The sequence below is a fragment of the Cryobacterium aureum genome, from assembly GCF_002954245.1.
In the GTDB taxonomy this organism is placed as follows: domain Bacteria; phylum Actinomycetota; class Actinomycetes; order Actinomycetales; family Microbacteriaceae; genus Cryobacterium; species Cryobacterium aureum.
In genome coordinates this window covers 86337-102796 of sequence record NZ_PPTG01000022.1, presented here as the reverse complement: position 1 = coordinate 102796, position 16460 = coordinate 86337, and the positions used below count along the sequence as shown (strand labels likewise).

Below are 16460 nucleotides of genomic sequence, written 5' to 3'. Positions count from 1 at the left end.
AGGAAAAAAATGAATCAACTAAGCGGGAAAGTTGCTGTAATCACCGGAGCCGGCAGCGGCATGGGAGCAGCCATCGCCCGGTTGTTCGCACAGGAGGGTGCCACTGTTGCACTTCTGGACCTGAACGAGCAGCACTGCCAAGAAATCGCCAAACAGTGCAGTGAATACGGCGTGCAGACCTCGTGCCACGCAGTGAACGTCACCGACAGCGACGGCGTGCGTGCAACGATTGCTTCCATCGTCGCCGAACACGGGGGTATCGACATTCTCGTCAATAGTGCCGGGATACTGGACGAAACGCCTTTCCTTGAAATGAGCCCGGAGACATTCGACAAGACCATCGCGGTGGATTTGAAAGGTGTTTACCTCTGTTCACGGTGGGCCGCGCCTGAAATGGTGAAGCGCGGCGGCGGTCGCATCATCAATATTGCGTCCCAGCTGGGGATAAAGGGCGGCATCAATCTCGCGCACTACTGTGCAGCCAAGGCGGGAGTCATTGGGTTCACCAAGTCTTTAGCACTGGAACTGGCACCGCACAAAATCCTTGCCAATGTGATCGCACCCGGGCCCATCGTGACTCCATTAATGGACGGCTTGTCGTCAGAATGGAAAAAGATGAAACAGTCTGAGCTGCCGCTCGGCCGATTCGGCCAGCCACACGAAGTTGCCCCGACTGCCCTGCTCCTGGCATCTTCTCCTGGCGGTGACCTGTACACGGGTCAGACGCTCGGGCCCAACAGCGGCGATGTGATGCCATAACTTCTCGGAAGAGAGACCGCTATGTGTGGAGGATGTCCTGGAGGGACGACCTTGTCCAGAATGACCGGGTATGTGAACCTGACAGGCATAAAAGCAGAGGTAACTCGATTGCTGAAACAAGTTGCCGGCAACCGGATCAACATCTCAATGTTTGGAGACCAATGGCTGGTCCGTTCACGAACAGGAAAGCAACAGATCATGACAAGCCTGGAAACCCTAGCTGATGCCGTAGTTGAAAAGAGCCCCCTCTATTGGCAGAGATTACACACCGTAAGCCACATAAGCGTCGTGCAGGACGAATCCAGCCTTATCCGCCGGTCATCGTCCGACAAAATATTTCATCAGATCCAGAACAGCTCGATGCATGATCTTGTCCCGCGATTGGGTGCGGCAGAGTTCACTGTTGCGTTACTCGTCCACCTAAGCAACCAGAGAATCTCCTAGAAGTGTGGGTTACGAATTCAATTCTGCTGGCCAAACTTTGTCCAATCGTCTCGTGAGCTGACCGGAAGATGTCAACCTATGTGACCGAACGTTTCTGCCATATCGGCTCCTTTGGTGCAGTGAAGCGTCGCTGGGGTGCGGGCGTTCCTCCGAATCGATTTCCTACAGGGCTGCAACACACCGTCACTTCTAGGATCGCATGGAGCACCGCTAGCCCGGCCTTCAACGGAGCACCTGCTGAATGCATGTCCTCGTGGCCGTGCCTGTTCAGCGGCGCAACCAGCGGTGTACCAACGCAATCAGCCCCAATTTTGCCACCACACCATAGTGATCGTCCCGTCGAGCTTCGTCTTCCATCTGATTGACCTTGACTTCCGCCCGTGACATCTTTGGCGCCCACACGACCTTGTTTTGCCTAATCCAGTAGTGCGACCCGCACAGGAATTGACCGTTTCCGATCGATGGATGAAGACTCACCGTGCCATCAAAGGTGAGGATCCAATCCGCCTTTCCCAGGGGCGTAACAACTCGACACCCACACCCACAAACGCAAAGATGAGATGCAGTCGCGTACTCCAAAGAGACATAGAACTTTCCAATTTCCAGGTCGGTTGGAATATACCTCACGTGAACGGGCTCTAGTCCCGACAACCTCATGCTGCGTTCACCAATCCCACACCGCCTTCGTCTTCGTCCTCGTCCTCCTCTCCAAAGCTGTTGAGGATCTCGTTTGTATCGATCCGGTACAGGGCGTGAAGCTCCTTCACCTCATCGCGGTAGAAGCCGAGCTTCTTCTTGAATGCGATCACGGCCAGTACGGCGGCCAGCGCGTTGAGCTCAGCGACCTGAATATTGGTCTCGTACTCGTACTCGTCCTCATCCCCGAGCACGTACGAGATGAGACCGTTCTCCTCAACGTGTGCCCGGTGTCCGGGCAGACTTGTCGTAACCCGTACCAACCCCGCAAGGCCGTCTTCGCTCCGTGCAACACCGATGCCCGTGTCGATGAACGGAACATTAGCTCTCGTGAGCCGATCGACGATTACCTCCTTATCGGTGCTCGCGTCCATGGAAAGAAAGACAAAGTCCATAGCCAGGAGTACATCCATGTTGTCCGCGGTCACGTACTCCGCATGAGGGTGCAGTCCCCGCCGAAACGGCTCGTATCGAGAGGCATGGTGATGAACTTTATACGGAGCCGCGTTGAGCTCGTCAACGCTCGCCGCCGCGGGCGCCCTGAAAGCATTGTGCGTGGAAAAGATGTCGCCGTCATACAGATGAATCTCCCTGATCGGAGTCTTCGCGAGCAAATCAAGAAGGTAGGAACCGGTGCCACCTAGCCCGATGATCGCGATCCGGTCTACGGCGAGCCTGTCTGTCTGAGACATGATTCCGGCACGGCTCGAGTTGGTATCGAGGTACTTGAATACGCCGTCGTCCTCGTCTGTTTCAACGGGTCTGAAAGTCGTCGGCACCACGTCTGGGTCCAGTGCCTGCGCATGACCCAGAATTATGCCGACATAGGCGACAACCTTCTCGTAGAAGTTTTCATAGTCACGACCACCCATCTTCTGGGAGAAACTGCAGTCGGCAATAATTCCCTCCGCGAGGGGTTGCGGACCACGCTGGTGCAGCAGTAGGGGCACTTCTGCCCCATCCTTGGTGCAGGGGATCCCGCCAATGAACCACATCACGTGTGTCTGCGGTCTCATCGTGGTCTCGCCCTGCAGGTCGAGAGGGCAGACGAGAGAACCACGGCCAATTACCTGCCCGTCGGTGGCGAAAGGGATGTCATCGACGAGAAGGTGCCCGGACTTGATGCGGACTGAGTACCCCTCGTTGACGAGACGGGTCAGGTCAAAGCTGTTAAGAACGAGTTGTCGGCGTGACATTGAAGCTTGTTCCCTTCTTGACTTTGACGGACCCGCCAGCGACGAGCGTGCCACTGCCGCCGTGAGCCTTGCGGTACGCGACCGAGTAGGTCACGTCGGGGTCGCTTGCACCGGGGAAGGCGAGTTGGGCGACCTGGCCGTACGTCACGTCCGCGTTGTCAACAACGTGGGGCGTCCCGTTGATGACAATCTCATAGTCCCTGGCTTTCGGGCCCTTCTGTACAGCCTGTACTTCTGCGGTCATGGTTGTTCCTTCCATATGAAATGTCGATGACAACCATCGACGTGTGAACTGTACCACGTCTTCACCCTTTAGGTGATAACCATTTAACGATTAACGAGTGGGGCGACGTGGCCCTCAACGCGGGGTAAGCTCAAGACGTCATCACCTAAAGGGTGATCTTGAAGGAGCGTGTTGGAACTCGAGCTGCTTGACGCGGATTTGCGTCGCTTGGCGAGGGAACCTGGCTACCGCCCCAATGGCTGGGGCGCGAGCGAGATCCGACAATTCTTCCTCGTAACACAATGCGCTGTGGCGGCAAAGGTCGAAGGCGACCTCTACGCCATGCGGATGCTGCGCCTCCGGCCGCACCCGGAAAAGCCGCGGATGTCGACAGTGCAACTCGGCGCCCAACATCGCCTGACCATCACCTTCAACGACGAGAACAGCCCGATTGTCGCGCGGTTCACCGTCACCGTCGTAGGAACGGAAGTACACGAATGAACACGCAGCTGCCCAATCCGATCCCTGTCGGCCAAATCCTTGGACTTGAGCTCGATGCGCGCGGATGGACACAATCGGACTTCGCAACCGTCATCGGGCGCCCCACCCAATTTGTGTCTGAGATCGTGACCGGCAAGAAAGAAATTACACGCGAGTCGGCCGCTCAAATCGGTGCGGCGTTTGGTCAGACGGCCGAGTTCTGGCTAAATCTGCAGGATGCCTATCTGTTGAGCGAGCAGGCCAAGGACTTCAAGACCCAGAAAGCCTTAGAAGCGGTCCGGCGACGGGCGCGCCTGAACGAACTTGCCCCCATCAGTGTGCTCAAAAAGCGCAAGGTTATTTCCGGCAAAACCCTGGATGAGCTGGAAGCCGAAATCATTGACCTCTTCGAGCTTCGATCAATCCAAGAGGCACCCTCCTTCTCCATCGCAGCGCGCCGCAGCAACGACCAGGATGCGGTCTCTGCCGTCCAAAGCGCCTGGGTCGCATGCATTCGTCGAGAATCCCGCACTCGCCCCCCCCTACAGCCCTATTCCCGCGAGCGTCTGTCCGGCCTCGGTAAGACACTTCCATCTCTACTCAAAACTCCGGAAGAGTTCCGAAATCTTCCGTCGCTCTTCGCTGCGGCAGGAGTGTCGCTGGTCTACGTCGAGGCCCTTCCCGGTGCCAAAATCGACGGATGTGCCTTCGTTCTGAACGAGACGCCAGTCATCGGACTCTCGGGTCGAGGCAAACGACTTGACAAAATCTTGTTCACCCTGCTGCACGAAACCGCCCACGTTGTTCTTGACCACGTCCAATCGGAAACGATCGTCGAGGCACTCGACGAGACGGACGGCGCTAACGACAACGAAAAGGGTGCAAATGCACACGCACGCAGCTGGCTCCTACCAACTTCGCTTCCGACATCGCCGGACCGCGTCAGTGCTGGTTGGGTGGCGACCGTCGCCGCGCAGCATAATCTGGCACCGATCGTCGTAATCGGGCAGCTCCAGAATGCTGGAGTCCTGGACTGGCGAACAACCCTTGCCCGGAATGCACCGACCGTGACGGAACAACTCAAAGGCTGGTGAGTTAAAGAGAGCGCCCCTCAATGGCGACACGGCGCCGACCCGCATAGCCGATAACGCCTGATTATGTCCGGTTACGTCCGGGGCCCGGACTGGCGGCTTCGCGTGCCACTGATCGACATTCGGGCGCGCCACACGAGCACTCATGCCCGGATCTGCCAGCTCCGGATTCCCGGTGGTGAGCGGCGCGCAGCTGGACGCGCGCACCCCGATCACCTGCCGCGGGAGCGGCCCGGCGGCGCTCCACCCGAACTCGAACCAGCCGCGCAAGGAACGTGATCGGCGGATCGGCCCGCCGGTCTTGAATGGCGGCTTCGGTGCCCGCGACGACCAGTGCCACTTCGCAGCACGCAGCCCACATCGACGGGTAATCCGTTAAACGCTCTCGCATCATCCAAACCGCTCTCTCACGAACCTCTGTTGGGTGCTTCTTGGGCATATCCAAAGCCTTTCACCAGAAAGAAGGCGTCAGAAAATCAGAGACGGTTCACGTAACGTGGCCCACACAACAAGGTGGAACCGATACTGGGGCCGGTTTCCGCGTACGGTCCCTCTAAGTTGGTGCCGCTTGGGGCTGGAGAGAGGAAATGCACTTCCGGCGCAGGGGTAGCGATAAAAAACGCGCTGAGGCTCCACAGCGAAACCTATCCTTTGACCGCACCCCCAGCGAGCCCCTGAACGATGTTGCGTTGAACGAATAGCGCCATGATGACGACCGGGATTGTCATGACCGTCGCCGCCGCAGCGATAGCACCCCAGTTGATTTGGCCATACGACATGAATTCGAACACTGCGACAGGGAGCGTACGCGTCATCCGTCCGGCCAGCACGACCGAGAACATGAAGTGATTCCAGCTGAAGATGAACGCAAGGATTGAGGCTGCGGCAATTCCACCGCGTGTCAGTGGAAGTACGACTTCCAGGAAGGTCCTAGTTGCGCTAGCGCCGTCAACGCGGGCTGAATCGATAATCTCTTGGGGAATGTCCTCAAAGAATCCAATCATCAACCACGTCACCATAGGGAGCGTGACTAGGAGGTGAGCGATGATGAGTGCTTGGTAGGTATCGATCCACTTGAGCTGGCTAAAGATGATGAACAGCGGGATGAGGAATGTGATTCCTGGAGTAATACGTGACGAGAGCACGAGCAGTGCAATTTTCGGCGCTTTGTATCTTGCGATTGCGTAAGCGGCGGGTAGCCCAAGTACAAGAGCAACGAGTACTGAGCCCAGGCCGACGAGCATTGAATTCAGCGCGAATTGAAGGAAGTCGGTCTGCTCGAAGACTTGCTCGTAGTTGTCGAGCGTCGGCTGAAAAACCCAGACGAAGTCTTTGGCGACTAGGTCGGCAGGCGACTTCAATGAGGTCGTAACCATGTAGTAGAAGACGAAGACGAATGGCACGAGCACAAGGGCGAGCAGAAGATAGAAGCCGAAGGAGCCGAGGCCCTTCTTGACCCGATAGGCAGCGGTGTGGGCCATTTACTTCTCCTTAGGACGACGAAGTTTCATCATGGAGCTTGAAATAAGCAACACGAGGAGGAAGAAGACGATGAGCAGGGCCGCGCTGTATCCAAGTCGCTGGTATTGGAAGGCCACGTTATATGCGTAGATGTTAAGGGTCTCGGTCTGAAAGCCGGGTCCTCCCTGCGTCATGACGAAGATCACGTCAAATGTTTTTAGAGACTCGATGAGCCTGAAAACGACGGCGACCACGACAATGGGGCGAACCATGGGCAGCGTCACATGCCAGAACTTTTGCCACCCATTCGCACCATCGATCGATGCGGCCTCGAATGGGTCTTCCGGGAGAGCTGCGAGACCGGCGAGCGTGATTAGCGCGATGAGTGGTGCCCACTCCCACGTATCCACGACGCCGACGAGCAGTAGTGCCAGGTTTGGATCTGCGAGCCAATCACTAGGCGCGAATCCGATACGAGTGAGTATGTCGTTGAGGATGCCGAGTTGAGGATGGAACATTAGGCGCCAGATGAGGGCGATGGCGACGGGAGTCGCGATCATCGGCAGGAGCACGATGCTGCGAACAAGGCCCCGGAGGACGAATTGCCGATGCAGAAGCACGGCGAGGCCGACTCCGATGATCGTTTGTGCAGTGACGGCACCAGCGGTGAGCAGGATTGTGCGGCCGGTGGCAAGCAAGAATCGCTCGTCTTGGAAGAGTTGCACGAAGTTGTCTATTCCGACGAACTTGGGCGGAGTCCTGGCACTTCCGAACCACTCAGTGAATGACAAGAACAGCGTGAATACTACGGGGAAGATCATCACGAGCGAGATGAAGGCCACTGCGGGCGCCACGTAGATCCCGAGGACATGGCGGTCGACAAAACGGCTCAGGCGTTGCCTGGTGGTGAGCGGTGTCGGAGTCTTGGTCGGGAATTTGGAGTCGGAACGCTTGGTCCTCGACGCCGACCCCCCGGTCGCGGTGTCGCGCGCGACCGGGGGGGTTCCCTCCTTTGTGGGAGTTAGTGACATGGGAGTGCTCTCTGGTTGCGGATTCGGGTGATTATTCCGTAGAGACGATCTGGTCGAACGCTTCCGCGGCTTTCTTTGTCGCCGCGGCAGCGTCCCCTCCTTGGATCGACGTGACGATTGCGGCGCCAATTGCGTCACGAACTTCGGGAACCGATTTCACCTGCGGGAGTTGCGGTTGCGCCTTGGAGAGGGCGCTCTGGAAGGCAGTGACGAATTCCGGATTCACGTCCGTGCCAAACGGCACGGACTGTCGCCCACCCGCAATGCCCTGATCCTGAAGCTGGCCAACAACATCCGGGCTTGTCAGCCACTGCAGGAAGAGCCAGGAGGCGTCCTTCTGAGCTGACGACGAGGAGATGCCCGCAGCCCAGCCGAAGAAGGTCTGCGCGTCGCCCGCTGGCCCGGCGGGCATGGGAGCAAAACCTACCTGGTCGGCATACTTGCTGGAGGCTGCATCGCGAACAGCTACCGCTTGGCCGCTGTTGTCGGCCCAGAGGGCGAGGCTGCCAGCCTGGAAAAGAGCGAGCAGTTCTTCCCAGCTGTTATTTGTGTTCCCGCTGGGCCCGTAGTCGCGGATGAGGCTGCCGTACTCCTCGATGGCCGCAATTCCCTTTTTGCTATCGAACGCCGCCTTGCCATCCTCAGTCATGTATGTGGCGCCGTAGTTCAAAAGGAAGCTAGTGAGCTGTGTCACGGCCGCCGCGCTCTTTCCACGTGCAGCCCATCCGTAGACGCCGTCGGCGGGGTCTGTCATCGCCGCAGCCATCTCCCGGAGCTCGTCGAGAGTTGCGGGCGGAGCATCGAAGCCGGCCTTCGCGAGGAGGTCCTTGCGGTAGTAAAGCATCTGCACTTCGAGTTGGATCGGAAGCGCGGAGAGCACGCCGTCGAACGTGTGACCGTTCACGACGGATTCGCTGAAGTCTCCGAAGTCGTAGTCCGGAGCCGTGAGCGACTTGTTTTCGATGTACGGCTTCAGGTCCTCGTACCACCCGGACTGCGCGAAACGGGCGCCGTCCTGCTGCACGGACGACATGAAGACATCGATATCGTCACTCCCAGCAGTGAGTTCCACTTGGAGGCGCTGGCGGAACTGGTCCTCGGGTAGTGATTCCATGTTGACCTTGATGCCGGTCTTCTGTTCAAACTGAGGAATCAGCGGTTCTACGGCTGCCTGCCACGGTTGGAGCCCCGCGACGAAGCGAATCTCTTCACCATCGAAGCGTTTCCAATCGAACGATCCGGTGGCAACCTCTTCACCAGACGCGTCACCCGTTGCTGCACACCCCGTAAAAATCGAAACTGTGAGTATTACTGCGGTGGCGACCAGGCCCCCCCGCGTGAACTTCCGTCTGTGCATGCGCTTTTCCGTTCTGTCGATTGCGATCGGCTTGCTGTCGATTCGAACGGTAAAACGTCTCACCCATGTTCGACTCTGAACGCAATATGATTGAATTACAACACTACATGTGAAAGATTACACATTTTGTGGCATAATGCAAACATAAGATGAGAGATATCGCGCAATTAATCAGACAATTGGTCTTGTCATGAATCGGAGATCGTTCTATGCCAAAGTTCGACGTGGTCTGCATCGGCGCAGCTAACCTCGATGTTATTGCCGCCGTCGATACTGTTGTGGGCATCGACCAACGAGTCACTAGCAATTCGATGGTCATGGCTGGTGGCGGGCCGGCCGCAACGGCGGCCGTCGCGCTCGCCCGGCTCGGTGCCAGGGTTGCCTTTTGCGGCGTTGTCGGAGCAGACAGTGCTGGAGCACAAGTGCGAGAGATGCTTGAGCGAGAAGGTGTGGACACAACGCATCTTCAGACGGATCCTTCGGTCGCCTCCGTGCAGAGCATCGTGGTGGCCCATCGCGATACCAGCACGAGGTCGATCATCACTGGTGAGGCCCTACCTCCTCGGATCGAAGACATTCCCGTCGATGCTGCGCCGTGGCTGCACGTTGATCAGACCGGGTTTGAAGTCACGCGCGCAGCCATGCGGGCCGCTGGCTCTAAGGCCAGGCTGAGTGTTGACGCGGGCAACCCTATTCCGACACTCGATCTCGTGGGCGCTGCGCTGTATGCCCCTACCGTGACAACGCTCCTTGAGCGATACCCGGGCTCAAGCGTTGAAGCAGCGCTGTTTGCGGCCATTATCGAGGGCGCTGCAATGGTCGTCGCAACTGACGGACCGAGGGGATCTTGGGCACTCACCGCCGGCGGCGAGCCGATTCACGTTCCCGGATTCCAGGTCGACGTCGAAAGCACGATCGGCGCAGGAGACGTTTTCCATGGCGCTTTGCTCGCGGGCCTAATCTCCGGAATGAAGCTCGAACGTGCCACTCGCCGAGCCAATGCCGTCGCCGCGATCTCGTGTGGCGGCCTCGATGGTCGTAGCGCCATCCCTACTCACAAGGAAAGCGAAGCCTTTCTTGCTCAGCACGAATCTCACGGAAAGCAGGTAACCAAATGACCGAAGCAACAGTGGCAGTGACAGACCGCCTGAAAACGGATGGCGGCAATTACGCGATGCTGGCGCTCGACCAGCGAGAGTCACTGCGGGACATGTTCGCACGTGACGCGAATGGGCTGCGCGTCAATGATGAAGCGCTGCGAGAGTTCAAACAGAGCGCCGTCGAGGTGCTGACGCCCTTCGCCTCTGCTGTCCTTCTCGATCGTCCGTACTCGGTCACGGGCGAACGGCCAAGTGGAATTGCCGACGGCTGCGCGCTAATCGTGGCAGCTGACGTCCTCCACCAGGAGCCTGGTGCAGCCGTCACGGGCAGCTCTTTTGATGAACTCGTGACCGTGGATTTTCTGAAGAAGGTCGGTGCGGACGCCATCAAATTCTTGGTTATTTGGCGTGAAGGGCACGAAGTTGAAGCGAGGGGAGCGTTGATCGAACGCGCGGTCGAGCTCGCGAGGGCCGCCGGTGTCGCAAGCCTTGTTGAGGCGATCGTGCGACCGGCGGAAGGTGCCACGTGGGCGTCTGCGGAGGAACGCCATGAAGCGATTCTCGCGGCCGCCGCCGAAGTGTCGGCATTCCGGCCTGACGTCTACAAGGCGGAGGTTCCCGGTTACACGGTCGGAGACGTGAGCAAGATCACCGAACATGCGCGCCGCATGAGTCAGATCGTAGACGGCGACTGGGTCGTATTGTCCAATGGAGTCGACAAAGATGAGTTTGCAAGTGCCGTGGCTGCAGCCCGCGAAGGCGGCGCTAGTGGTTTCCTGGCTGGTCGCGCGATCTGGGCTGACACCATCGTCGAAGCAGACCGTGTCGCTGCGATGGCGGAGCGATCAGTCCAGCGACTGAAGAACCTCAATGCCATCGTTGACGCCGCGTGAACACGTGTCCGGGAAGCGAGGAGACCGCACCGTGAGCGACGAGCTGAGGTACGGGACGGCACCTGATCGGCGAGATCGACTGGTGAAGGTTGTGGAGGACCAGGGCTACTGCACGATTGCCGAGCTGTCATCGTTACTTGGGGTCTCAGAAATGACGATCCGACGCGACGTTGCACGACTCGTTGACCTCGAGTTACTGAAGAGCTATCACGGCGGCGTTAGTTCAGTTACCCAGCAGGAGTTGCAGGGCGTCGACTATCGAGCACGCGCAGCCAGTAACGGCGATGCCAAGCGAGAGATCGCAAAACGTGCCCTTGATTACATCACCCCAAACGCGGTCATCGCCCTCGACGCGGGTACGACTGCCGCCGGTCTGGCCGCGCTTCTCCCGCGGGATCTGCACCTCAAGGTCATTACGCAATCACTTCCAGTGGTCACGACGCTCGTGCAGAATGACGGCATTGAGGTGACAGCGCTCGGCGGTGTTCTCTACCCGGAATCCCTCAGTTTCGCGGGCCCCAGTACGCTCGAATCGATTGCAAACTTTCAGATCCAGACACTTTTTCTGGCCGCATCCGGGCTCAGCGAGCGAGGCGCGTTCTGCGGAACCGACTTCGACGCCATCACGAAGCGCGCCCTTATCGAGGTTTCAGATCGGGTCATCTTGATCGCCGACTCCTCGAAGTTTTCGATCGGCGCCATGGTGAAGATCTGCAGTTGGGATGCCATCAGCGCGATCATCGTCGACAAAGACATCAGACCAGAGCACGAAGAGATGCTCGCCGCACACGGAGTCGCGGTAATTACCGTCGACGTCAGACAGGAGATTCCAGCGTGAGAACAGTTCGCTATCACGGAGACCACGTAGTGAGCCTTGACGATGTCAGTGTGCCCACGGTCGGGCCACGCGATGTACTGCTTGCCCCCGAGGCTGTGGGAGTGTGCGCTACGGACACGCACATTATCGAGGGACACTTCATGTCCCGCCCGCCGATGGCACTCGGCCATGAAATCGCGGCCCGAGTCGTGCAAGTGGGGTCTGAGGTGACGTCAGTACAGATTGGACAACTCGTAACGGTGGAGCCGCACCTTTATTGCGGTACCTGCTTCAACTGCCAAACGGGTTCGCTACACATGTGCCCTGCGCGCAGGGCACCCGGTGTGCACCTTGACGGCGGCATGGCAGAGTTCCTGGTTGTGCCGGACACGCTCGCCTACGCGGTGCCCGTTGGGGTTCCGGCCTGGCAAGCTGCTTTGACCGAACCAATCGCCTGCTGCGTCCACGGACTCGATCGACTTGAGGCCAAGTCTGGCATGCCCATCGCCATTTTCGGCGCCGGTCCGATTGGCGCCATCCTGACAGCACTCGCGAAGCTGCAAGGGCTTGGTCCTGTGATCGTCATGGACCCGCGTGAGAGCCGCAGAGACCTCGCGTCACGCTTCGGCGCTGACCTGACGCTTGACCCGACATCCGCCACATTCGAAGATGACATTGCGGCCGTGACGGACGGCGTGGGCTTCCCCTATGTCATCGACGCGGTCGGATCACCGCGAGTTGTCGAGACTGCCGTCTCGATCGCGTGTCGCGCCGGGAAGATCTTGCTGCTCGGTGTTGCAGATCCCAGCGCCCGCATGTCATTGAGTCCGAACGACATATACGCTCGCGAGCTCACCTTGCTGGGTACGGCCCTGAATCCGTACACGCACCGTCGTGCGGCAAACCTCATTCCGTCGCTCGGCCTCGATCGCATGAACGCGGGGTTCTTCGCGCTCGATGATTTCCAAGCGGCGCTTGAGGCGCAGGTCAACGGCACGTTTGACAAAGTCCTCATCATGCCTCAGCAAGGCGGAAAGGCTGTGGCCGCATGAGCGCCCGGCAACGAATCGCCGTCATCGCGGGAGACGGAATCGGCAAGGAGGTCGTACCCGCGGCGATCGAATGCTTGGAGTCGATTGCGAGCATTCACTCCCTGAAGTTCGATTTTGTTGACCTTCCATGGGGCAGCGACCACTACATGGCCACGGGCTCGATGATGCCAGCTGACGGTCTCGAGCAGCTTTCCACGCACGACGCGATCTTCCTTGGCGCAGTCGGTATTCCCGAGATTCCGGACACGGAAACCCTGTGGGGCCTGCTGATTCCTATTCGCCGATATTTCGAGCAGTACATCAACTTGCGTCCGGTGCGTTCGCTGGCCGGAGTGGACTCCCCCCTGAAAGCCGGAAGCAATATCGACTTCCTTATCGTCCGAGAAAACAACGAGGGCGAGTATTCCGAGATAGGCGGCCGCATCTACCGCGGTCTGCCACAAGAAGCTGCAGTGCAAGAGTCCGTATTCACCCGACACGGAGTACAGAGAGCAGCGCGCTACGCCGCGACTCTCGCGGCGTCACGCGCAGGAAGGCTGACCTCTGCTACAAAAAGCAACGGGATAGTGCACACCATGCCCTTCTGGGACGAAATCGTAGAGCAGGTTGTCACGGAAGCGGGCGGAGTCGAACTCGAGACCGTACTGATTGACGCGCTGGCCGCGAGAATGGTACTCAAGCCGTGGTCGCTCGACGTTGTCGTGGCGTCGAACCTTTTCGGTGACATCCTTTCTGACCTAGGCAGTGCGCTAACCGGCTCCATCGGCGTCGCTCCGAGCGCGAATCTAAACCCTGAACGCAAGCATCCGAGTCTGTTCGAACCTGTCCACGGCTCAGCGCCCGATATCGCTGGCAAGGGGCTCGCAAACCCCGTCGGCCAGATCTGGAGTGGTGTCATGATGCTGGACCATCTTGGCCACCATGAGGCGGCAATGCACCTCTCGCATGCGTTCGAGGACGTGCTGGCGGCCGGGATCTCCACGCGAGACTTAGGCGGATCAGCTTCGACTGAGGAATTCACCACCGCCGTTCTCAGCGCAATCTCCGAGACAGCAAAGGTCGTGGCACCGTGATTACAAAGACATTCCAAAAACTTTACATTGGCGGCGAATGGGTCTCAGCACGCGGCGATGGCGCGGAGGCGGTTCATGACCGCTGGACCGGCGATGAACTCGCAGATGTCGCCATCGCCACGGCTGAAGATGCCCATTCAGCGGTCGACGCCGCGGTCCAAGCATTCGGATCAGGGCTACCGGTTCACAAACGCGTCAAAATTCTTCACGCCGTTGCTGCGCTAGTCGCAACCTCCTCCGAGGCATTTGCCCTTTCCATAAGTCGCGAGACGGGCAAGCCAATCACAGCCGCGCGCACCGAAGTCGACCGAGCAGTCGGAACTCTCACCTACGCGGCAGAGGAGGCTGCTCGCCTCCCAGGGGAAACAGTTCCCATTGACGCCACCTCGTCAGGTGAGAGCATGATCGCATTCACCATCCCCGAGGCCCGCGGAGTAGTAGCAGCCATCACGCCATTCAATTTCCCGTTGAATCTGGTGATCCACAAAGTCGGGCCTGCCCTCGCAGCAGGGTGCCCCGTCGTGCTCAAACCCTCCGACAAAGCACCGATCGTTGCGGGCATGCTCGTCCAAGCATTCCATGACGCAGGTCTTCCAGCGGGATGGCTCAACCTAGTCACCGGCCCTCCCGAACTCATCGTTGCGGAATGGCAGAGGGACGACAGGGTAAAAGTGCTGACTTTCACAGGTTCAGCGCGCATCGGCTGGGCCCTCAAATCAGCCTCCCCACGCAAGCTCCACATACTCGAGCTTGGTTCCAATGCGGCCATGTACGTCGACAAGGACGCGGATATTGATCGTGCGGTTGCTGATTCAGTCGCAGGCGGTTATTCGAATTCTGGTCAGGCATGCGTTTCGCTGCAGAGAATCTTTGTGCATAAGACAGTGGCCGATGATTTCTCATTCAAACTCGCAGCTACGGTAAAGGAACTCCCGGCTGGAGACCCTACTCTTCCCGAGACAGTCGTCGGTCCGCTGATCACCGCCCAAGCTGCTGACCGGGTGTCCACATGGATCGCCCAGGCGGTGGCTGAGGGTGCGACGGTGCTTGCAGGGGGCACTGAAATGAATGGCGTCATCGCGCCGACGGTCATGACTGCGGTGCAAAGCGATAGCCCGCTTCTGTGCGAGGAGGTCTTCGGGCCGGTCGTTACGATCGTGCACGTGGAGTCAGCCGAGGAGGCAATCGAACGCATCAACGAGAGTGTTTACGGGCTGAATACGTCAATCTACACGAGCGACTTGGCTGCGGCATTTAGCTTCTCGCGCCGTATCCAGTCCGGGACCGTACTCGTCAATATCCCTCCGTCTTTTCGTGCCGATCACATGCCATATGGCGGAGTGAAGGAATCGGGCCAGGGCCGCGAGGGCGTGAAATATGCGGTCGCTGAGATGCTCCTGGAAAAGCTAGTGATCATCAGGGCTTGATCCGCCGACAAAGGAGTTTTCCAGCGGTGCTCAATTCCATCGCATGTGGTGTTGGACAACGCACAATAGGAAGCCGAACAGTGGCGTTCACCCGCACCACGGGTGGGTCACGACCCGCTGGGTGGATGCTCTTATTGTTGTCCAGCGGCCTTTGGGGTCGGATCAGATTGTCGGGGTTGTTCGTCGAGCCAGGCGCTGAAGGTGGTTTCCAGGTTGGTGTCATTGCGTCGCCCTATCTCGAGTCGACGTAAGCGCTGGTAGCGAACGTTGAGCTCTTTGGCCGCATCAGTGATCACGATGTCGAGGGTTTGGCGGCGTTGCCGCAGCCGCGGTCCCCTGGGCAAAGAGACAGCGGGATTTTGGGTGAACAACGCGCATATATCGTTGGCGACGTTGCGTTTGCGGCAACGTACGCTGTCGCGGTCGTAAAGGCCTTCATCGGCGCCTCGAGCGATAAAAGCCACTGTGCGGGGTTGCTTGTGACATTTGCGAAGCAGCACGATGCGGTGCGGGGCTGCGTTGGCTTGCCTGTTAACGCCGACCGAAAATAGGGCCAGTATCGCCGACAGTTTCAAGCGGTCAATGCAATAACGGCGGCGCTGTAGACCTCATGAGGAGTCTGCCACTTCAATGCTCGGCGTGGTCGGTTGTTGAGCTCGGTCGCGATCTCCCTGAGGCGGGTGGTGTTCGTCAGATCAAGGTCCGTGCTCTTGGGCAGGTACTGGCGGAGCAGGCAGTTGGTGTTTTCGTGGGGTTACCGCCTGCCCAAGCCTGGTGCGCCACCACCAACGGTCCCTGCGGCCCACGTCGGCGGACTCCGCAGGCGGGCGTCCTCAATGTCCTCCAACGTGGGAGCCAGACCGAGCGGGCACCAGGTGTCGTAACGCCACTCATCGCCCCAGCATTGGTGAGCGGGCCACGGCCCCGTAGGCGCTCTCTCCGGGCCGGGCATCGCTACACGCGTTGTGCACTCGGGACACCGCACGAGGTAGCGTTCGTCCATTACGGCGAGCCGCATATCGCGGGCATCCTGGCGCCGAAGCAGGCGCGGTTTGGGGTGGTTCAATGCCTTCCGAGCCCGAAATGACAGTGACGCGGTGTCCATGTTGAAACGAGTAACCGGCGTACTGGCGTGATCCCGAGCGTATCGGCTCAAGGCGGCGTCGTCAGTAAGCACCAAAGCCTTGCGGCTCGCGGCGTACACAGTGAATATCCCTTGGCCGGCACCCACAGCAAGCACCCACCAAATGTGGTCATTGATGTGCAGAACCTCGTAGGGGGACAGCGCGAGGATAGCTCGTTGCGTGAAGTCGCCGGGCCTAACCGCTTCGCCGTCGATTAGCTCAAGCACGTCAATAGG

Annotated in this window: 18 protein-coding genes and 1 pseudogene; 11 read left to right on the top strand and 8 right to left on the bottom strand. The window is 58.9% G+C overall.

What is annotated here, in order from left to right; genetic code table 11:
- The first annotated feature begins 9 nt into the window (after window positions 1–9).
- Window positions 10–759: an SDR family NAD(P)-dependent oxidoreductase gene (locus CJ028_RS08385; RefSeq protein ID WP_105034800.1), complete on the top strand. Its 750-nt coding sequence runs from the start codon at window positions 10–12 to the stop codon at window positions 757–759.
- Between the two features lie 60 nt (window positions 760–819).
- Window positions 820–1203 carry a hypothetical protein gene (locus tag CJ028_RS08380; RefSeq protein WP_105034799.1) on the top strand — a complete coding sequence of 128 codons (384 nt, stop codon included), beginning with the start codon at window positions 820–822 and terminating at the stop codon, window positions 1201–1203.
- Window positions 1204–1470: 267 nt separating this feature from the next.
- On the opposite strand, the gene CJ028_RS21960 is transcribed toward CJ028_RS08380, so the two are convergent.
- The 3 genes from CJ028_RS21960 to CJ028_RS08370 are packed head-to-tail and all read right to left on the bottom strand — an operon-like array spanning window position 1471 to window position 3339.
- Window positions 1471–1860, bottom strand: coding sequence for a ubiquitination-like system serine protease family protein (locus CJ028_RS21960; RefSeq protein WP_369126451.1), 390 nt, complete (start codon window positions 1858–1860; stop codon window positions 1471–1473).
- Window positions 1857–3095 (bottom strand): ThiF family adenylyltransferase, encoded by a 1239-nt coding sequence (locus tag CJ028_RS08375; protein WP_105034798.1) that lies wholly within the window; start codon window positions 3093–3095, stop codon window positions 1857–1859. The genes CJ028_RS21960 and CJ028_RS08375 overlap by 4 nt, the downstream gene beginning before the upstream one ends.
- A complete protein-coding gene (locus CJ028_RS08370) occupies window positions 3070–3339 on the bottom strand; it encodes a multiubiquitin domain-containing protein (protein WP_161498928.1) in 270 nt (89 codons plus the stop codon). Before CJ028_RS08370 ends, CJ028_RS08375 begins: the two co-directional genes overlap by 26 nt.
- A gap of 171 nt (window positions 3340–3510) precedes the next feature.
- Here CJ028_RS08370 and CJ028_RS08365 point away from each other — a divergent pair, with 171 nt between their 5' ends.
- The 3 genes from CJ028_RS08365 to CJ028_RS20645 all read left to right on the top strand — a co-directional run bounded on the left by CJ028_RS08365 (window position 3511) and on the right by CJ028_RS20645 (window position 5268).
- The gene (locus CJ028_RS08365; RefSeq protein ID WP_129590432.1) at window positions 3511–3819 is read left to right on the top strand and encodes a hypothetical protein; all 309 of its coding nucleotides are present in this window, start codon (window positions 3511–3513) and stop codon (window positions 3817–3819) included.
- Window positions 3816–4892 carry an XRE family transcriptional regulator gene (locus CJ028_RS08360; RefSeq protein ID WP_105034795.1) on the top strand — a complete coding sequence of 359 codons (1077 nt, stop codon included), beginning with the start codon at window positions 3816–3818 and terminating at the stop codon, window positions 4890–4892. Before CJ028_RS08365 ends, CJ028_RS08360 begins: the two co-directional genes overlap by 4 nt.
- 142 nt (window positions 4893–5034) lie before the next feature.
- Complete coding sequence (locus tag CJ028_RS20645) at window positions 5035–5268, top strand: hypothetical protein (RefSeq protein ID WP_129590431.1); 234 nt, start codon at window positions 5035–5037, stop codon at window positions 5266–5268.
- A 265-nt stretch (window positions 5269–5533) separates the two neighbouring features.
- Here the strand turns inward: CJ028_RS20645 and CJ028_RS08355 are convergent, their stop codons facing one another.
- From CJ028_RS08355 to CJ028_RS08345, 3 genes are read right to left on the bottom strand one after another with little or no spacing between them, the layout of a single operon-like run.
- Window positions 5534–6370 carry a carbohydrate ABC transporter permease gene (locus CJ028_RS08355; RefSeq protein WP_105034794.1) on the bottom strand — a complete coding sequence of 279 codons (837 nt, stop codon included), beginning with the start codon at window positions 6368–6370 and terminating at the stop codon, window positions 5534–5536.
- Window positions 6371–7381, bottom strand: coding sequence for a carbohydrate ABC transporter permease (locus CJ028_RS08350; protein WP_105034793.1), 1011 nt, complete (start codon window positions 7379–7381; stop codon window positions 6371–6373).
- Window positions 7382–7412: 31 nt separating this feature from the next.
- Window positions 7413–8801: an ABC transporter substrate-binding protein gene (locus CJ028_RS08345; RefSeq protein WP_129590430.1), complete on the bottom strand. Its 1389-nt coding sequence runs from the start codon at window positions 8799–8801 to the stop codon at window positions 7413–7415.
- A gap of 146 nt (window positions 8802–8947) precedes the next feature.
- On the opposite strand from CJ028_RS08345, the gene CJ028_RS08340 reads away from it, so the two are divergent.
- From CJ028_RS08340 to CJ028_RS08315, 6 genes are read left to right on the top strand one after another with little or no spacing between them, the layout of a single operon-like run.
- A complete protein-coding gene (locus tag CJ028_RS08340) occupies window positions 8948–9856 on the top strand; it encodes a PfkB family carbohydrate kinase (protein ID WP_105034791.1) in 909 nt (302 codons plus the stop codon).
- Window positions 9853–10731 (top strand): aldolase, encoded by an 879-nt coding sequence (locus CJ028_RS08335; protein WP_105034790.1) that lies wholly within the window; start codon window positions 9853–9855, stop codon window positions 10729–10731. The genes CJ028_RS08340 and CJ028_RS08335 overlap by 4 nt, the downstream gene beginning before the upstream one ends.
- On the top strand, window positions 10709–11569 hold the full coding sequence (locus CJ028_RS08330; protein WP_105034789.1) for a DeoR/GlpR family DNA-binding transcription regulator: 861 nt from the start codon (window positions 10709–10711) through the stop codon (window positions 11567–11569). The genes CJ028_RS08335 and CJ028_RS08330 overlap by 23 nt, the downstream gene beginning before the upstream one ends.
- Complete coding sequence (locus tag CJ028_RS08325; protein ID WP_338064133.1) at window positions 11566–12600, top strand: alcohol dehydrogenase catalytic domain-containing protein; 1035 nt, start codon at window positions 11566–11568, stop codon at window positions 12598–12600. Before CJ028_RS08330 ends, CJ028_RS08325 begins: the two co-directional genes overlap by 4 nt.
- Window positions 12597–13673, top strand: coding sequence for a tartrate dehydrogenase (locus CJ028_RS08320; RefSeq protein WP_105034787.1), 1077 nt, complete (start codon window positions 12597–12599; stop codon window positions 13671–13673). The genes CJ028_RS08325 and CJ028_RS08320 overlap by 4 nt, the downstream gene beginning before the upstream one ends.
- Entirely contained in the window at window positions 13670–15100 is a 1431-nt protein-coding gene (locus tag CJ028_RS08315) for an aldehyde dehydrogenase family protein (protein ID WP_161498926.1), read from the top strand. The genes CJ028_RS08320 and CJ028_RS08315 overlap by 4 nt, the downstream gene beginning before the upstream one ends.
- A 131-nt stretch (window positions 15101–15231) precedes the next feature.
- On the opposite strand, the gene CJ028_RS21195 is transcribed toward CJ028_RS08315, so the two are convergent.
- Together CJ028_RS21195 and CJ028_RS22070 are read right to left on the bottom strand one after the other, a co-directional pair.
- Complete coding sequence (locus CJ028_RS21195) at window positions 15232–15675, bottom strand: helix-turn-helix domain-containing protein (RefSeq protein WP_205683975.1); 444 nt, start codon at window positions 15673–15675, stop codon at window positions 15232–15234.
- Window positions 15672–15851 (bottom strand): annotated as a pseudogene (locus CJ028_RS22070) (IS30 family transposase); the annotation flags it as partial. The pseudogene CJ028_RS22070 and the gene CJ028_RS21195, both read right to left, overlap by 4 nt.
- Window positions 15852–16460: the final 609 nt, after the last annotated feature.